The sequence below is a fragment of the Streptomyces sp. NPDC097640 genome (assembly GCF_040302705.1).
Taxonomy (GTDB): domain Bacteria; phylum Actinomycetota; class Actinomycetes; order Streptomycetales; family Streptomycetaceae; genus Streptomyces.
Genome location: NZ_JBEOSB010000034.1, coordinates 102500 through 118631 on the forward strand (window position 1 = coordinate 102500; position 16132 = coordinate 118631).

Annotated in this window: 15 protein-coding genes; 8 read left to right on the top strand and 7 right to left on the bottom strand. The window is 69.0% G+C overall.

Annotated elements, in window-relative coordinates:
• Positions 1–39 precede the first annotated feature (39 nt).
• Positions 40–735: an alpha/beta fold hydrolase gene (locus ABTY62_RS39370; protein WP_352134174.1), complete on the top strand. Its 696-nt coding sequence runs from the start codon at positions 40–42 to the stop codon at positions 733–735.
• A 128-nt stretch (positions 736–863) separates the two neighbouring features.
• Complete coding sequence (locus tag ABTY62_RS39375) at positions 864–2273, top strand: SMI1/KNR4 family protein (RefSeq protein ID WP_352134175.1); 1410 nt, start codon at positions 864–866, stop codon at positions 2271–2273.
• Positions 2274–2632: 359 nt separating this feature from the next.
• On the opposite strand, the gene ABTY62_RS39380 is transcribed toward ABTY62_RS39375, so the two are convergent.
• Complete coding sequence (locus ABTY62_RS39380) at positions 2633–3541, bottom strand: SDR family oxidoreductase (RefSeq protein ID WP_352134176.1); 909 nt, start codon at positions 3539–3541, stop codon at positions 2633–2635.
• A 98-nt stretch (positions 3542–3639) separates the two neighbouring features.
• Here ABTY62_RS39380 and ABTY62_RS39385 point away from each other — a divergent pair, with 98 nt between their 5' ends.
• Positions 3640–4299 carry a TetR/AcrR family transcriptional regulator gene (locus tag ABTY62_RS39385; protein ID WP_352134177.1) on the top strand — a complete coding sequence of 220 codons (660 nt, stop codon included), beginning with the start codon at positions 3640–3642 and terminating at the stop codon, positions 4297–4299.
• A gap of 136 nt (positions 4300–4435) precedes the next feature.
• Entirely contained in the window at positions 4436–4990 is a 555-nt protein-coding gene (locus tag ABTY62_RS39390; RefSeq protein ID WP_352134178.1) for a hypothetical protein, read from the top strand.
• A 434-nt stretch (positions 4991–5424) separates the two neighbouring features.
• On the opposite strand, the gene ABTY62_RS39395 is transcribed toward ABTY62_RS39390, so the two are convergent.
• Positions 5425–5631, bottom strand: coding sequence for a DUF397 domain-containing protein (locus ABTY62_RS39395; protein WP_352134179.1), 207 nt, complete (start codon positions 5629–5631; stop codon positions 5425–5427).
• Positions 5610–6458 carry a helix-turn-helix domain-containing protein gene (locus ABTY62_RS39400; RefSeq protein WP_352134180.1) on the bottom strand — a complete coding sequence of 283 codons (849 nt, stop codon included), beginning with the start codon at positions 6456–6458 and terminating at the stop codon, positions 5610–5612. The genes ABTY62_RS39395 and ABTY62_RS39400 overlap by 22 nt, the downstream gene beginning before the upstream one ends.
• A gap of 174 nt (positions 6459–6632) precedes the next feature.
• Between ABTY62_RS39400 and ABTY62_RS39405 the strand changes: the two genes are divergently transcribed.
• On the top strand, positions 6633–6881 hold the full coding sequence (locus ABTY62_RS39405) for a hypothetical protein (RefSeq protein WP_352134181.1): 249 nt from the start codon (positions 6633–6635) through the stop codon (positions 6879–6881).
• Between the two features lie 18 nt (positions 6882–6899).
• Here ABTY62_RS39405 and ABTY62_RS39410 read toward each other — a convergent pair whose 3' ends face one another.
• Complete coding sequence (locus ABTY62_RS39410; protein ID WP_352134182.1) at positions 6900–7475, bottom strand: type III secretion system chaperone family protein; 576 nt, start codon at positions 7473–7475, stop codon at positions 6900–6902.
• Positions 7476–7525: 50 nt separating this feature from the next.
• Between ABTY62_RS39410 and ABTY62_RS39415 the strand changes: the two genes are divergently transcribed.
• Positions 7526–8296 carry a hypothetical protein gene (locus tag ABTY62_RS39415; protein ID WP_352134183.1) on the top strand — a complete coding sequence of 257 codons (771 nt, stop codon included), beginning with the start codon at positions 7526–7528 and terminating at the stop codon, positions 8294–8296.
• Positions 8297–8355: 59 nt separating this feature from the next.
• On the opposite strand, the gene ABTY62_RS39420 is transcribed toward ABTY62_RS39415, so the two are convergent.
• Positions 8356–9615: a glucuronyl esterase domain-containing protein gene (locus tag ABTY62_RS39420; RefSeq protein WP_352134184.1), complete on the bottom strand. Its 1260-nt coding sequence runs from the start codon at positions 9613–9615 to the stop codon at positions 8356–8358.
• 421 nt (positions 9616–10036) lie between these two features.
• Here ABTY62_RS39420 and ABTY62_RS39425 point away from each other — a divergent pair, with 421 nt between their 5' ends.
• Complete coding sequence (locus ABTY62_RS39425; protein WP_352134185.1) at positions 10037–11608, top strand: DUF2207 domain-containing protein; 1572 nt, start codon at positions 10037–10039, stop codon at positions 11606–11608.
• A 33-nt stretch (positions 11609–11641) separates the two neighbouring features.
• Here ABTY62_RS39425 and ABTY62_RS39430 read toward each other — a convergent pair whose 3' ends face one another.
• Both ABTY62_RS39430 and ABTY62_RS39435 read right to left on the bottom strand, forming a co-directional pair.
• Positions 11642–13951: a hypothetical protein gene (locus ABTY62_RS39430; RefSeq protein WP_352134186.1), complete on the bottom strand. Its 2310-nt coding sequence runs from the start codon at positions 13949–13951 to the stop codon at positions 11642–11644.
• A 255-nt stretch (positions 13952–14206) separates the two neighbouring features.
• Complete coding sequence (locus tag ABTY62_RS39435) at positions 14207–14953, bottom strand: SDR family oxidoreductase (RefSeq protein WP_352134187.1); 747 nt, start codon at positions 14951–14953, stop codon at positions 14207–14209.
• Between the two features lie 99 nt (positions 14954–15052).
• Between ABTY62_RS39435 and ABTY62_RS39440 the strand changes: the two genes are divergently transcribed.
• Positions 15053–15955 (top strand): LysR family transcriptional regulator, encoded by a 903-nt coding sequence (locus ABTY62_RS39440; protein ID WP_352134188.1) that lies wholly within the window; start codon positions 15053–15055, stop codon positions 15953–15955.
• Positions 15956–16132: the final 177 nt, after the last annotated feature.

Consider the following 16132-nt stretch of genomic DNA (forward strand, 5'->3'; position numbering starts at 1 on the left):
CATGGGTGGCAGGCCGGCGAGCCCGACGTGGAGGTGGCGATGAGAGTCGTGTTCGTGCACGGGGCGTGCGTGCGGGACGGATCGTGGTGGTGGCACCGCACCGCCGAGCTGCTTCAGGAGCGGGGGGTGCCGAGCGTGGCCCCGGCGCTGCCGAGCTGCGGCGAGACGGGCCTGCGGGGCGGTGTCGGCGGTCCGGGGCTGCCCGAGGATGTTGCCGCCGTGCGGCAGGTGCTGCGAGCCGGCGACGAGCCGACCGTCGTGGTCGCCCACAGCTACGGCGGTATCGTCACCGCGGAAGCCGCCGCGGGCATCGGGTCGGTGCGCCACCTGCTGCTGATCTCCAGCTACCTGCCCGAGGTCGGGCAGAGCCTGTCGGAGTTCGGGGACGGCAGCCCCGCCCCGTTCCTCGACGTCGACCCCGACGCCGGCACGTTCGGGGTCCGCCCCGAGCTGGTCGCGGACACGTTCCTCCAGGACTGCGACCCCGAGGTTCAGGCGGAGGCGGCCGACCACCTTGCCCGGCAGAGCGTGCAGGTGACCGGGCAGCCGGTCGGGGCGGCCGCATGGCAGCGGTTGCCCTCGACGTACCTCGTCTGCGCTCAGGACCGGGGCACCCCGCCGCGGCTCCAGCGCGAGTTCGCCCGCCGGGCCGGCAGCGTCGTCGAGCTCGACGCCGGCCACCACCCGTTCCTGTCCCGGCCCGCAGCGGTCCGTGACCTGCTGCTCAGCCTGTGACGGCAGCCGCGGCCAGCGAGGTGCAGAGCTGGCCCGGCCCGTCGTAGCCGCATCCGTTGCGGGCGGTTGTCGTACCCCCGTGCTGTGCTTGTCCTGTCGCAGTGGCCTCGGGATGAGGGAGCACATCGGTGAACCGCGAGCAGTGGCGTCCGTTCCTCCAGCAGTGGAGCGAGGAGTGGGTCGACAGTCATGACCCCGAGAAGGACGGCGAGCTGGACGAGGCCGTGGTCCGTGACCGCTGGCTCGGCCACGCCCCGGCGAGCGAGGAGGAGATCGCGGCGGCCGAGGCCCGCCTGGGCTGCACTCTGCCGGTGTCACTGCGCGAATTCCTGGCGGTTACCAACGGATGGCGGGACGCGGGCTGCTTCATCTACCGGCTGGCCGGAACGGCTGAGTTGCAGTGGCTGGCCGACTCCGACCGGGATTACCTGATCGAGATCTATGACGAACTGACGGAGGACGAGGGTGAAGAAGAGGAGGATGAAGACTCTGACGTGATCAACGAGGGAGCGGTGCTGAGGCGTTCTCTGCTCGTATCGCTCGATGGTGACGCGGCGGATATCTTCCTCGACCCCGGGGACGTGAATGAGCGCGGGGAGTGGACCGCTTACTGGCTCGCTTCGTGGTCGGGGAACGGGCTGGAGCCTTTCGACTCGTTCTACGAGTTGATGTATGAGCAGTACAAGTCGTTCCATGCCCTGCGGAAGCCGGAGGGGGAGACCAAGGACGGCTGGGACACCCGGGTGGAAGAGGCCCGGCTCGCTGCCCTCAAAGGTGAAGTCGACGGCCCGTTGAAGGTGCTGACCGAGGCCGAAGAATTCGGCAACGAGCGGGCGCTGCTTCTGCGGTTCCAGATGCTGACCATGCTCGGTGCCGGTGCGCACGAGGCCGGGATCAGCCATGTCGTGAACTACGCACACCATCCCGATATCCTGCGACATCCCCTGTTCGAAGGCGAACTGCTGCCCCTTGTCTTCGAAGAAGACCGCACGCGCGATCTGCCACACGGATGGTCGACGCTGCGATTTTCCAAGGAGAACGGACCGGAATGGCTGCGGTCGCTCCTCACCGACCATGAGGCCCGCCGCGCCGCCCCTGATTTCCAGCTCTCCTTCGGCAACCCGGAATTCAACGCCGCTGTCCGCCACATCACGGACCGACTGGACGCCGACCCCGCGTTCCAGGTCCGGGACCCGTATGAGGAGCAGCGACGGAACGCCACCTACGAACAGACGTGGGTGGACGGCCAGCCCGTCATCACGGTCCTCGTCAGCGAGGAATCGGAGGACGGCGTACCGGCCAACCTCGAAGCGCATGACCCCTTCGGCGCATACGACCGGGCACGGGAGCGTCAGCGACAGCTCATTGACGCGGCCTGGCCCGAACTGAGGGAGGCGATACGGCTATGGCGTCCGCTGCATGCTGACCACATCGCCCCCGTGGCGCTGTTCGCCGACCCCGTGCTCGCCGAGATGATCACTGGCGAGCGGGGGCGGGAAATCCTTTCGATGTGTCGGGCGGTCCGGCCGGCGGACTAGGTGTCGTGTCTCATGGGGTTGGTTACGCGAAGTCTTCGAACGACAGCTGCTGCGGGATCCTGGCCGGCGCGATCGTGCTCGTAGCGGATGATTTCCCGCAGATGCTCGCCGGTCGGCGGGTCCAGGTCGCGGAGCCTGTTGATGCCCCGGCGGACGAGGATGCGGTGCACCGTCGCCGGCGCGGCCGTGACGCCGTGCAGCCGATGGAGGTCGGCGGCAAGCCGGGCAGGTCCGCGATTGGTCTCCCGTCGAAGCGCCTTCACCAGGTCGGCGAGCGGCTCGCTGGTGCGGGCAGGGCTGCGGCGGGATCAGCCGCAGGGTGAAGCAGGGTCCCGGCTCGTGGCGGCTGGTCGATGTCCTCAAGCGGGGACGGAGACGCCGGTGAGGCGTTCCGCCTCGGCCCACAGACGTGCCGCGGCGCTCTTGTCTCGGCCTGGTCGCGGCAGTGCGACCTGCTTCGCCGGACCGACCATGCCCCAACGCGGCCCGTAGTAGCCGCCGGCGGTGGCGGCGGGACTGGTTGCCGCGAACAGCAGGGGTTCCGCCCCTTGCTCGGGCCCCTGCGAGGGCACGATCTTGTACAGGATCGTCTCCATCAGGCCGGGCTTGCCGCCGTTGAGGGTGGGCCCGGAGGTCATCAGGTTGGTGCGGGTGTATCCGGGATGCGCGCCTGCCGACAGAAGGGACCAGCCGCGCTGGGTCGCGAGCTCGGCCAGGTGCACCATCATCAGCATGTCGGCCAGCTTGGACTGAGCGTAGGCCCGGGTCGGGCTGTAGGCGCGGGTGGACTGCAGGTCGTCGAAATCGACGCGCGCCCGGTTGGCGGTGCCGCTGCTCATCGTGGCCACCCGTGGCGCAGGGGCGGCGAGCAGCAAGGGCAGAAGCCGGTTGGTGAGGGCGAACGGCCCGAGGAAGTTGCTGCCCAGCTGGAGTTCGAAGCCGTCGGCGGTCTCGGTGCGCTGGGGCACGTTCATCACTCCGGCGTTGTTGAGCAGCAGGTCCAGCGGCTTCCCCTCGGCGAGAGTGCTGTCCGCGAAGTCCTGCACCGAGGACAGGTCTGCCAGGTCGAGGCGGCGGACCTGCACGCGGGCGCGGGGGTGCGCGGCGAGGATCTCGGCCTTCGCCTGTTCGCCCTTGGCCGGAGTGCGCACCGCGAGGATGACCTCTGCTCCGCCGCTGGCAAGACGCTTGGCCGCCTCCTTGCCCGTGCCGCTGTTGGCGCCGGTCACTACGGCGAGCTTTCCCTGCTGGTCGGGAACCTGATACATCACGAACCTCTTTACGTACCGTCGGTCTCTTGTCTCCGGTCCAGAGTAAAGTACCGGCGGTCACTTAGCAAAGTACCGCCGGTCTGTAATATGTGGGGATGACCTTCCAGCGTGCCCGGACCGACGAACAGCGCACCCAGCGGCGGCGGCAGATTCTGGACACCGCGGCCGCGATGCTCACGGAGATGCCGGTTGCCAGGCTGAGCCTGAATGAGCTGAGCCGCCGTGTCGGCCTGGCCAAGGCGAACGTGCTGCGCTACTTCGAATCGCGCGAGGCGGTCCTGCTCGATCTGCTGGACGCGGAGATCGCGGACTGGCTCGCCGAACTGGAGCAGGCGCCCCGCCCCGGTCGGGGTGGGCCGCGAGAGCGCGGGGACCACCTTGCCGATCTTCTGGCCACCTCGATGGCGCAACGCCCCGTGCTGTGTGATCTGCTCAGCGCGCAGGGCGCGGTGCTGGAACAGAACATCTCCGCCGACGCCGGCATCCGGCACAAGCGCAGAGCCCAGCAGTCGCTACACGCCCTGGTCGGGCTCGCCCGGCGGCACCTTCCCGAACTGACCGCCGACGATGCCGCCACACTGGCCGAGACCACTCTGCTGATGGCCATGACCGCATGGCAGTGCAGCCGTCCCTCCCCAGAGATGCTGGCCGCCTACGCCTCCGATCCATCGCTCGCCGCCATGCGCCTGGACTTCACCGACCTGGTCCGCCGCACCACGGCACTGACCGCCTCCGGCCTCCTCGCACGCCAGTAGGGACTGCTCGGCAGTGACGGCCATCCGATCGTGCAGTGATGGCGGCCGTGGGTCATCGTGCCCTGGCGGCGTTGTCCCGTTGTCGGTGCCTCGTGATCTGGTGTCAGCCGACTGAACCGATCAGTTGGAGGCTGTCTTGGGTATTTTGACCGACTATCTTCGCGCTCCCGGTGCTGAGGTTGTCGTGCGGGCCATGGAGGAGGAGACGAAGCGGAACATGTTTGAGATGGGTCTGCTGGACGTTGAGCTGGCCGACGACGAACTCGGTGAACCGGCTTTCGGCGAAGGGCTCTCCGCCCTCGGGAAAGTCGACGCCACCGGCATGGATGACGACAGCCTGTTGCCCGAGCTCATCGCGGTCATCAGGCGGGTGCCGATGAGCCGAGAGCTGGTCAAGCAGACCATGGTGTGGCCGATAACGCCCCCTCCCGGGCCCGATGGACCTGTCGAGGACGATCCTTGGGCGACGGGCCCATGGGTGTGGGAGTTCGACGCCGGTGTCCGGGACACGCTGGCGGGTGTCCCAAAAGCGGGGCTGCCCGAGGTAGCCGCGCGGTGGGCACGCTCCGATGCGGTACGCACGTACGGGACCCAGGCGGATGAGCTGCTGCCCCTGGTCAGGCGGCTGACACGGTTCGCCAGAGAAGCCCGCGCGAACGATGAGCAGCTGTACTGCTTGACGTCCCTCTAGCGTTCCTTCCGGCTTCCTGGTCTCTATGCGGTGGGCCCTGTGTGAGAGCAGGAACAGCCACCGAGTGATCATCGGGGGTTGTGTGGACTCCTGAAGACCGTGCGGTGGCCGTGGGCCATAGCGTAGCCCCTGCCCGCTGGCAGGCGATGTTCGCAGTCCCCCGTCGGTCCTGTTCCCGATGGGGCATGACGTTACGGCAGGCGGGAGAACACGCGCCGACTCGATCAAGACAGAGCTCGGGCCTCCGCGCCGACCCACGACCGCCATCCTCGACACGGACACGTGGTAGGGCGCAGCTGGCTTCTTCACCCGGGAAGTGCTTCCCTCGTCGCAGCCGACAGGACTCTCGGCAGGCCCCACCGTCGTTGCAGGTCACGAGTTCTGTCCGTATGTACGATCAAGCCCCGGACGGCCCACCTCATGAAAGCGCGAGGTTAGGCGGTGGGAGCCTTGAGGGTGGATATGAACGTGGCCCAGGAGTGGGAGGGGAATATGAGGGCGGGGCCGTCGGGGTTCTTGGAGTCGCGGACGGGGACGATGTCGGGGAGGTTGTCGGCGACCTCGACGCATTCGCCGCCCGCGTTGTTGCTGTAGCTGCTCTTACGCCACGTGGCGACGCTCAGGTCCGGGGTGATTGGCATGAGGACCAGTCCTCCATAGCGGCTCGGATCACCGCCTCGGAGTCGCGAGGCGGGAGGGCCATGGCCCTGAGCAGATCGTAGTTCCCCTGGAGCTCCGCCACTGTGTCCCGATCCTCGATGATGGTCCCGGAGCGGCTGCCTTCTTCGTAGGCCACCTTCGGCGCCTCGGGCACCGTATAGAGCGTCAGCGAACCGCCCGCCTCCGCATGCTGGCCAGCGCTGAACGGCAGGATCTGAAGAGTTACGTGTGACTGTGTCCCCCGCTTGAGCAGGGACGCCATCTGCCGGCGCATCACCTCTGTCCCGCCGGCCGCTCGGCGAAGCACCGCCTCGTCGAGGATGAACCAGCAGCGAGGCGGCTTGGCTTCGGCAAGCCGTGCTTGCCGGTCGATACGCGCCTTCACCATTGCATCGATCTCAGCGTCCGGGGCATGGCGGTTCCCGCAACGCAACGACTCCTTCGCCAGGTCAGGCGTCTGAAGCAGACCAGGGATAGTCGCGCATGAGTACTGCTCGATGGCAACGGCCTGCTTCTCGAACTCGATCACGCGGCGGAACTTCCCCGGAAACGGTTCGTTCTTCGCGAGCGCGTGCAGCCGCGCGAACAACCCATCCGTACCGAAGCACGCGTCGAGCTTCGCCGGGAGATCGTCGTACGGGAGGCACTCCGCCGCCTCGATCCTCGCGAGGTGCGACTTGCTGTAGTTCAGTACCTCCGACAGCCGCCGCAGAGACATGTCCGCCTTCTCGCGGTGGCGGCGGATCTCCGCGCCGAACAGGTCGCGCGCGGAGCGGTCGGGGAAGAGCTCGCGTGGCTGAAATGGCATCGGTCATCCCTCCATGTCCCGCTGATCTCACCGGGACCACTTGCCTCTTTTGAGCATACGTGCCGGAGCGCAACGATGAGCGCACTCACCGTAATTGGCCGTGGAAGGAAGGGACCCCGGCGGCCGTGTGCGCGGCCCCGGGGCGCGGTCAACCCGAAGTAGGAGCAGGTCGACATGGATGAAGCTACCGAGCGCGTCACCCCCCGCCGCAAGGGGATTTCCCGCCGTACGCAGGCCGAACCCGATGGCCCCCGGATGACCATGCGCGTGTACCGCGTGTCCTCGGAAACCGGCGCGGTCACGGAGGAGTTGGGCAAGGTGATCGTCATGATCAAGGACAAGCTCGCGCCCCTACAGTCGAGCCAGTTCCCGCCCTGCGCGTGCCCGCTGCACCGCGACCGTAACGTCCCCTGGTATCGCTGAACCGCTCCGTGGGTTGTCTCAGCACGGTTCGTGGAATGTGATGCCGAGGTGCTGGAGGAGCCCTTCGCGCTGCTCGGCGGTGGCCAGGACCATGACATCGTCGTGCCCGAGGGTGTCGGGGCCGCCGTCGACGCAGCGGAAGGCCCGAGGGTCGTCGTCGGGGCTGAGTGCTTCGATGGCGGCCTGAGCCGCGCCCATGTCGAAATAGTCGTTCGACTCCTGCTCTATGGAGAAGAGGAGCTCTTTGCCGTTGCGCTCGAAGTACAGCGTCCCGCGACCGTCGTCCTCGTCGTCCGGGTCTTCCTTCTCGAAGCGGTAGTTGTCGACGGTCACCCTTCCTCCGGTGAGGGCTGCGGCTTCTTCCAGGAGCCCTTCGTAGGCCTGGTCGGCGAAGTCGACGTCATCGGCGTGGATGCAGACGGCCACACCGAAGGATTCGAGCGAGTCGGCTATCTCATGGTCTGTTTCCAGTTCGCCGTACGCGAGGTCGCCGAAGTCGTCTATGACGCCTTGAGCCGTCTCATGGGTGATCATGCCGAGTTCGGTGAGGACTTCAGCAACCCGTATGTAGTTGATCGGTTGGGACTTCGCCATGGCTTCATCCTTGCAGCCGGAGATCGCTTCGCCTCAAGTAGCGTCAGCGCATGGCGATCACTGCGGAAACGATCACACGGCTGCGGACCGCCGCGATGGAGGGCGATGGCCGCGCCGCGCTGGAGCTGGGGCGACTGTTGTGCCTGACGGCCTCGGAACCGCGGGGACCCGGCGACGGTCATCAGACCTGGCCCGAGGAGCGCTGGCTGCGCGCCGCGGTGGGGACACGGCCCGATGACACCAAGGCCCTGACGCTGCTGACCGGGCGTCTGGCCCAGCAGATCTCCTACTGGGAGGCCGTCTTGGACATGCATCCCGACGTCATGGAGGACTGCGGGGAGGACGAGGGCACCGTCAGACGGCGGCAGATCGAGGCGGAGGAACTGTACGCCCGGATCCGCGCGGCCGGTCCCGTCGGCGGCGTCGCCGAGGCCGGACTGGACGAGCTGGCTGTGCTGCTCGGCGTGCGCCGCGAACCGGCCGCGGCGGAGGCCGCTTACAGCTTCCATGTGTTCGAGGACGAGGCGTGGAGTGGAAGCGTGCGGTACAGCTCGACCATCGTCGCGTCCGACGCCGACGAGATCCGCTGGGCATGCGATGAGTGGTTCGCGCTGGATTCCGGGCTCAGCGGCGCCCCCACTCTCACCACGTACGTGGACGGCGCGGAGGTGAGCTCGGTCGACCTGCGTCGTCACCTCGTCGACACGACCGTGTCATGGGATGACGTCGCCGTGCCTGAGCTGACCGGCCTACCTCTCCCCGTGGGGCTGCCGGTCCCGGGTCACGGGCTGTACTACGGCTTTGCGGGCGTGGCCGAGTAGCGCCCGGGATGCCGGAGCGCCCCGACGGAGCCGGGGCGCTCGAATCACTCGCCGCTGGGCTAATCAGTGAGGGTCGGGGTCTGCCAGGTTCGCCATTCGGAGAGGTTGCCCGGCTTCTTGCCCGAGATCCTGATCGTGCCGGGGGCGTTGCCCGTCTTCAGCAGGAACCTCTGGATGTTCTGCTGGAGAGGGGTCTTCCACTCGGACCTGACGGCGCAGTGGTTGCCGTCCTGGATGTCGGACCAGTAGGTGATGTTGCTTGCCGCGCCGAGCGCCTTGTAGACCTCCGCCGCACCCAGGGCCGCCACGCTCCCCGATTTGGCGCCCAGCCAGTCGATGTGCGGGTTCTCCATGATGAAGAGTCCGCGTGGCGCCACCATGGACACGATTTCGTGCGTGTCCAGTGGCAGCGTGGCCGGGTTGCCCGTGAAGGAGCCGAACGCGTCGCCCAGCCACGGTTGCTCCGAGTACGCGCTGCTCAGGGGCTGGGAGCCGCTCTCCCCGGGAATCCCGCGGAAGATGGGGACGCCCGCGGTGCCCGACTCGATCGGCATGGTCAGCGCGATCCGCTGGTCGAAGGCGCCGATGGCGAAGGCGCCCTTGCCGTAGCGCGAGCAACCCGTGACGCCCATCGCGTCCGCCTTGAGGATGTTGCCGCCGGACTGCTCGATGACGTCGATGATCCGGCTCACGCCCCAGGCCCAGGCCATGAGCACTCCGGTGCTGCTCTGCGAGCCGTAGATGCTGTAGTACGCGCCCTGTTTGTTGTTCCGCGGTGTGCCCTCCCGGCCGACCGCGAGGGGGTCGTAGCTGATGACGGCGGCGCCGGAGGCCTTGATGGTGGCGGTGTCCGCGCCGAATCCGCCCACGACCACGACGGCCGGGAAGGGGCCGGAACCACTGGGCAGTTCGACGTTCGCGGAGAAGCTGGAGCTCTTGCCCTGGTCCGTCACGTTCACCGTGATGTTGGTGTTCGAGACGGTCCCGGTGACGCTGGCGGGTTTCGCGTGTTTCTCGCCGTAGACGTACTTCTCCGCGAGCTTCTTGATCTCGGCTCGCCTGCACCGCCAGTCGGACTTGGTGGAGATGCGCGTCCCGTTGAGCCGTGTGAAGGGGTCGGGGAGCTTGGAGTTGGCGGTCAAGGCGCTCGGGTCGGGCACGGCGCAGTCGGCGCCGTCGTCCTCGACGCCGGCGGCGATGCCGGGGGTGATGGACGCCGCGGCGCCTGCCTGTGTGCCGAGGGCGGTGGCCGTCAGGCTCACGACGGCCACGAGGACCGCGGGGACCCACGCCCGGGGGCGATATCGATGAAAGCGCATGAGGGGACCTCCATAGGAAGGCGCGCGTCGACGGCAACGGCCCCTGTCCGACCGGCATGGAGTCAGGCGTCTGCCGGGGCACGCCAGATGGTGGGAAGTGCGCCCATGGGAGCGCTCCCACTCTAGGAGTGTGCCGAGTGGGCGGCAACACCCGGAACATGAGGCTCACGGGTTGGCTGTATTTCTTCTCCGCCCGTACCGGCGGCCCGGTCGGACTGAACCTCGGCTTCCGCCATGACGGGGCTGCGCGGGGCCCCAGGGCCGGGTACGCTGCCGGTCCTCATGGGGCGACCGGGGGGCGTCCCGAGGCAAGAGGGGACTTGTCTTGAGCGGGGGAGCGGACAAGAGGAGAAAGACAGGCAGGGCGAGAGCCAAGTACCGGACCGGGGACCGGCCGCGTCGGCGCGGCAGCCTGATGCGGATGTTCCTCGCGGTGCTGCTGCTCGACCTGATCGTCATGTCAGCCGGCGGTGCAGACCCGAGCACCGAGCGCGTGACGAGGATGTGGATCAGCGCCGACATCGCCAAGGATGGCAGTGCCCGGATCACCGAGGTGATCGACTACGACTTCGGATACCAGGACGCCACCCCGAACGGTATCCACCTCGACATCCCGATCCGGTATTTCGGCGGAGTGGGCAGGGTCAGCGCCACCGAGGACGGCGCCCCGGTCCCGCACGAGCTCAGGACCGACGGGTTGCGGACACGCATCGCCGTGGGCGACCTGGACCGCACGGTCGTGGGCCGCCATCGCTACCGAGTCCAGTACACGCTCACGGGCTTCGTGCAGGACGGCAGACTCGTCTGGCCCGCGATCGGCGCCGGGTGGGAGGTCGACCGCGACGACATCGAGATCCATGTCGTCGCCCCGTACGACCTCACCGACGCGCGCTGTGCGCAGGACACCACGGACTCCAGGAGGAGCTGTACGCCCGAGAAGCCGGAGCCGGGCCATCTCGTCGTCACCGTCGACAAGCTCGGGGCGGGAAGCGGCATCACGCTGTACGCCTCCGGTGCGCGAAGCGGACCCGCCAGTGAGGCGTCCGCTCCCCGGCCGCCGTCCGGAGCGGCCGACGGTGACGCGGGCGTCGACCCGGCGTCGACGGCCCTGGTGGCGGCAGGCGTGGCCCTGTGCAGCGCCCTGCTGGTGGCGTGGGTGCTGCGTTTCGTCGGCCGCGACCGGCTCCCGGCCCCGCTCACCCCGGCCTCCGCCCCGCCGGGGGACTTGAACCCCATCCAGGCCGGCATCCTGCTCGCCGGGCGAGCCGGGCCCTGGCAACGGGTGGCGTGGCTGCTCGACGCGGCCATCGCCGGTCACGTCGCCATCCACGGTGGCCGGCGGTTCACCTTCGTGTGGCGCCGGGTCCCTGGTGACGCACCGGTGGATCCGGCCACCGAGGCCATGCTCGACAACATCTTCCTGGGCCGAGACGAGTTCGTCCTGAGTCTGCACAGTCAGATCTTCCAGAGCGCCTGGCGCATCCTCGGCGATCAACTGGAGGACTGGCGCCGTACCAGCGGCCATTGGGATCCGACGGGCGAGCGCCGCGCCCGCACGGCGCGGCGGAACGGCATCGTCGCCGCGTTCGTGGGCCTGACCGTCACGACCTTCGGCAGCGTGCTCAACACCTGGGCGCACGTGGCGGGGTGGCCGACCGCCGTCGCGGGCGCGGTGGTCGCGGGCACCGGCATCGCCCTGTGGCTCCGCGGCTGGGAACTCCAGACCCGCACCGCCGGTGGCACAGCGTTGTTGCTCCAAGTGGAGTCGTACCGGCGCTTTGTGGCCGAACGGGAAGCGGACGGCCGCCGATCGCGGCTGGATGCCGTGTGGGCGGTGGCGCTGGAGGAGTCCGCCGGTGCGCGGCGGGTGGTGGCCGAGTCAAGGGCGGCGTCGGGCGCCGGTGCCGTCGGCCGTCTGTCCACGCGGGCCTGGTACCCGGTGACGGCGCTGGGCCTGATCGCCGCCCTCGTGGTCGCCGAACCCGAGCAGTGAAGCCCGCGCGTTCTGGTTCCGCCGCGCCGAGGGTCAGTCCTGCGCATCAAGGGCCTCGCGTACGAAATCGGCCGCCCAAGGGGCTCCCTCGGCGGGCCACCGCGCGACGAGCCGCGAGAGCAGGGGCCGGTGGTCCGCCAGCCGGGGCTCGTCGGTGAGGCCCAGGGCGGCCGTGGCCTGCACCTCCAGATCCTCGCACCCGGTGGCGCGCACCAACTCCTCGGTCGCCGCGTCGCCCGGGGCATCCCGCAGTGATCCCAGCGCGCTGGTGCGCTGCGATACGGGAAGGCCCTCGTCGCGGGCGAGGGCTCCGAGGGTGCTGATCAACTCGCCGTCCGCCGTGTTCGTTTCGTAGAGGAACCCGCTGACCGTGTACAGGGCGCAGCTGCGCACCTCGGGGTCGGTGGCCTGCCGCAGCACGCCGGCGAGCAGTGCCGCGTCGCCCGGCTCCCACGAGCGCGCCACGCGCAGCGCGTTCAACGCGCTCAGGTGGTTGGCACCGGCCGGTGACGGGGCCCGGCGCAGCGCCTCACGGGCGCGGGCCAGCACCTGCGGGGTGTCGATGACGCGTGCCTGTTCGCCGAAGTGACGCTCAAGGCCCTTGTCGTGGTACCAGTGGTCCAGCGCGATGCCCACGGCCACCTCCTGGCCGCTGTCGAGCAGTGTGCGGAGCGCGCGGTGGTACGTGTCCTCGTCGCCGGGGATGCGCAGTTCGCGGTGTGCGCGGTAGAGGCCGGGGTCGGCGAGCCGATGGTCCTCCCAGTGGACGCTGTGCATGCCCCCGAACACCGCCCTGCGGACCAGGTCGGCGTCGTGCGCCGAGGACATGACCTCAACCGGCCAGCCCTCCACCGTCTCTTCGAGCAGTTCGCGATGCTCGTCGATGCGCTCCGGGCGGGACAGCCGCCAGGCCGCCTGGACGTGGATGTCCCAGTCGTCGCCGGCCAGGGCCCGCAGCAGCAGCGGGTTGGCCTCGGGGCCCAGTGCCTCGCCCAGCACGCGGAGTGCGGTCTCGTGGTGGCCGGACAGGGACGGGTCGAACACGAAGCGGCTGACGATGTCGACAAGTCGTTCACGATCGGGTCCATCGTCCCCGACATTCGCTTCATCCGCTTCGTCCGCGTCATCCGTGTCCAGCACTCCGTACGCGACCCAGAGAGCCTTGTCGCGCACCCCGTCGCTCGTGGCCCGCTCCAGCACCTCGGCGATCGGCCTCGCGTCCGATGGTTGCGGCCAGCGGGCGCCGATCGCGTTCAGCGCGCTGATGTGGTTGGCCGCCTCGCCGGTACGCGGACTCAGCTCGGGTGGCGACGGCGGATCGCGCAACACCTCCCAGGCCCGGGCGACCACCTCGGGCGCGTACGCCTCGATCTCGTCCTCGTGAAGGAGGTTGCCCAGCCCCTGCCAGCTCTGGAAGTAGTCGAGCGCGATGCCCACGGCCACCGGGTTTCCGCTGTGGAGCAGGGTACGGAAAGCGCGGTGGTAGGCGTCCTCGCTGCCGGTGGGAAACATCAGCTCCCCGTGGGCGCGTTCCAGCTCCGGATCGCCGTCCAGCCGGGCCCCGAGCCAGTAGATGCTGTGGAACCCGGTCAGCGCCTCCCGCACCAGGCTCGCCGGGTATTGCGCGTCCTGCGGCCACGTGGCCGCCAGCCGCTCGACATGCTCCCGGTGGTCATGGAACCGGCCGTTTGTGGTGAGCCCGAGGGCACCGTAGACCTGCATCTGGCGCTCGCCCGACTCGGTGGCGCGGACCAGGAGGGCCGTCGCCTCGGGGTCGTCCGCCTCGAACACCGCGTCCAGGGCCTCCGTGCGTTCCCTGATGTCCTCAAGGCTTTCGTCGAAGACCACGGCGCCGAGCGCGGCGACCAGCCGCGGGCTCGGCGTCTCGGCCGCGTCCAGCGCGGTGGCGGCGGCCGAACAGGCGGCGGAGCGCACATTCGCGTTGGTGGCGAGGGCCAGGGCGTCGGCGATGAGATCGACGTCGGCGGGTTCGGCGATGTTCATCATCGCGTTCAGCGCGCTCGCGTGGTTGGCGCCCGCGAAGGTGTCCTCGCCCTCGGGGGTCGGCGGCCGGCGGAGCAGTTCGCGGGCCACGGCGAGTACGTCGGGACCGTACCGCTCGACCACGCTCTCGCCACCGAACCGGGTCAGCGCCCCGGAGTACTGGAAGTGGTCGAGCGCGATGCCCGCGGCGATGGTGTTTCCGCTGTGGAGCAGGGTGCGGAAGGCGCGGAGGTATGCCTGCTCCTCGGTCGGAGCCATCAGCTCGTCATGCGCCTGCTCCAGTTCCGCGTCGGGCAGTTCGCAGCCTTCCCAATGGAAGCTGTGGAAGCCGGCCACCATGTATCCGCGTCTCCTTTCCGGGGGCCACCGAGCCTATCCCGTTGCGACGGGGCCCAGTTGTCGGTCACTGCCGCCGGAATGGGGCCGAGACCGAGCAACCGAGCAACCGCGAGGGAGCCGCATGACCGGCCCCAGGCGCTGACCGGCCGGGCCGTTGTGGCGCAGCCCCAAGGGTGGGGCCATGTCTACTGCTGCGACCGGGAAGGTTCGCCGGGGGTGCCCTGACGCCCCGGCGAACCTATGCGCTCAGAGCACCTAGAGTTGCGAAGCCCCTCCGTCGACAGGGAACTCCGTTCCCGTCGAGAAGGTCGCATCGAACGCCAAGTACGCCACCGCGGCGGCCACTTCCTCGGACGTCCCCAGCCGCTGCATCGGGATGGTGCTCCGGTAGGTGTCCTTCGTCGCCTCGACGACGTCGTCGGGCAGCGAGGAGCGGTCCAGGATGCCCGAGTCGATCGGGCCGGGGCTCACGGCATTGACGCGCACCTTGCGCGGAAGCAGCTCGCGGGCCAGGGTGCGCGTCATCGACCGCAGGGCTGCTTTGCTCGCCGAGTAGACACTGAGCGCGTCGAGGCCCAGGACGTTCACCACCGACGTGGTGAGGACCACGCCGCTTCCCTCGCGCAACAGCGGCGCCAATGCCTGCACTGTGAAGTACGGTCCCTTGGCGTTGATGCCGAACACCTCGTCGTACATTTCCTCCGTCGTCGAGCCGAACGGCGCGGACGCAGTGACGCCGGCGTTGACGAACAGCGCGTCCACCGCGCCGAACCGCTCCTGGACCGTGTCGGCCAGCGCCTTGATGTCCTTCAGGGACGCGGCGTCGCCACGGACGGCGATCGCCCTGTTCCCCAACTGCTCCAACGCGGCGTCCAGGGTGGATCCGGTGCGGCCGGTGATCAGTACGTGCGCCCCACCGTCCGCGAACAACCGGGCCGTAGCCAGGCCGATACCGCTGCTTCCGCCCGTGATCACGATCTTCTTGCCGTCATAAGTGGTCATGCCCTCCAGCCAAATATCCACCCGCACACCATGTCCAAGACCTGTTCCGTATGCCGTCATGTCCCAGGCGTATGGCGGCGCGCGACGTACCCTGGGCGAATGGACGTTGACCTGCGGCTCGTGCGCTATTTCACGGTCGTGGCGGAGTACGGCAACTTCGGCCGGGCCGCCACCAGGCTGCACCTGGCGCAGCCGTCGCTGAGCCGCCAGATCCAGCGACTGGAAGCTCAGCTCGGTGTCCGGCTTTTCGACCGCTCGCCGCAGGGCAGCAGCCTCACCGACGCCGGTCAGGCCTTCCTTCCCAGGGCCCGGATGCTGCTGCAAGAGGCCGAGCAAGCCGCTCACACGGCCAGAGCCGCCGTCCAGCCCCGTACCATCACCGTCGGCTACGCCGAAGGGCTGGTCATCACCGCCTGTGTGCAGGAACTGCGCCGCCGGCACCCCGACGGCCAGGTCCGCACCCGGCACCTCGACTGGCGGGACACGCACGCCCTCGCCGAGGGGCGGGTCGACGCCCTCGTCGCATACGGACCCCTGCCCCTGCCCACGGACGGCTTCCGGGTGACCAAGCTCCATGAGGAGTCGCGGGTACTCGTCACGTCGGCGAGTCATCATCTGGCGAACGGGAAACCCGTCAGCCTGCGGGCTCTGGCGGACGAGGAACTGGTGGCCTGCGTCAGCACTCCGGTTGTCTGGAGCACGCCCAAGCCGGTCGGCGACCGCCCGGCACCACCCCCGCCCGCAATCGACGACAGCTACGAGGACAAGCTGGAACTCATCGCCACGGGCCACTGTGTCGCGATCTTCCCTGCCGGCGATCGACGCGCCGCTGTGCGCGAGGACATCGCCCTGGTGCCCGTCATCGACATCGATCCCTGCGAGGTCGTGCTCGTCACGCGCGCGGACGACACCAATCCGCTGCTCCGATCACTGGAAGACGTCGCACGTACATGGCTCGGCACAGCCTCCCGACGGGAGAACAACGAACTGCCGGTCAACTGACCCCCTTGCCCCCGCGAGGTGTTGCATGGGGCTGTCGCCGCGCTGCACGGTCAGCGGGGCCGGCCGCCGCCGTGCCGGCCGGCGCCTCCTCGCCCGAGACGCCGGCCGAGTGGGCGGCCCGCCCCGGCGGCGATCCGGACGACATGCGGTACTACACCGGCCGGCTGCCGGACCGCG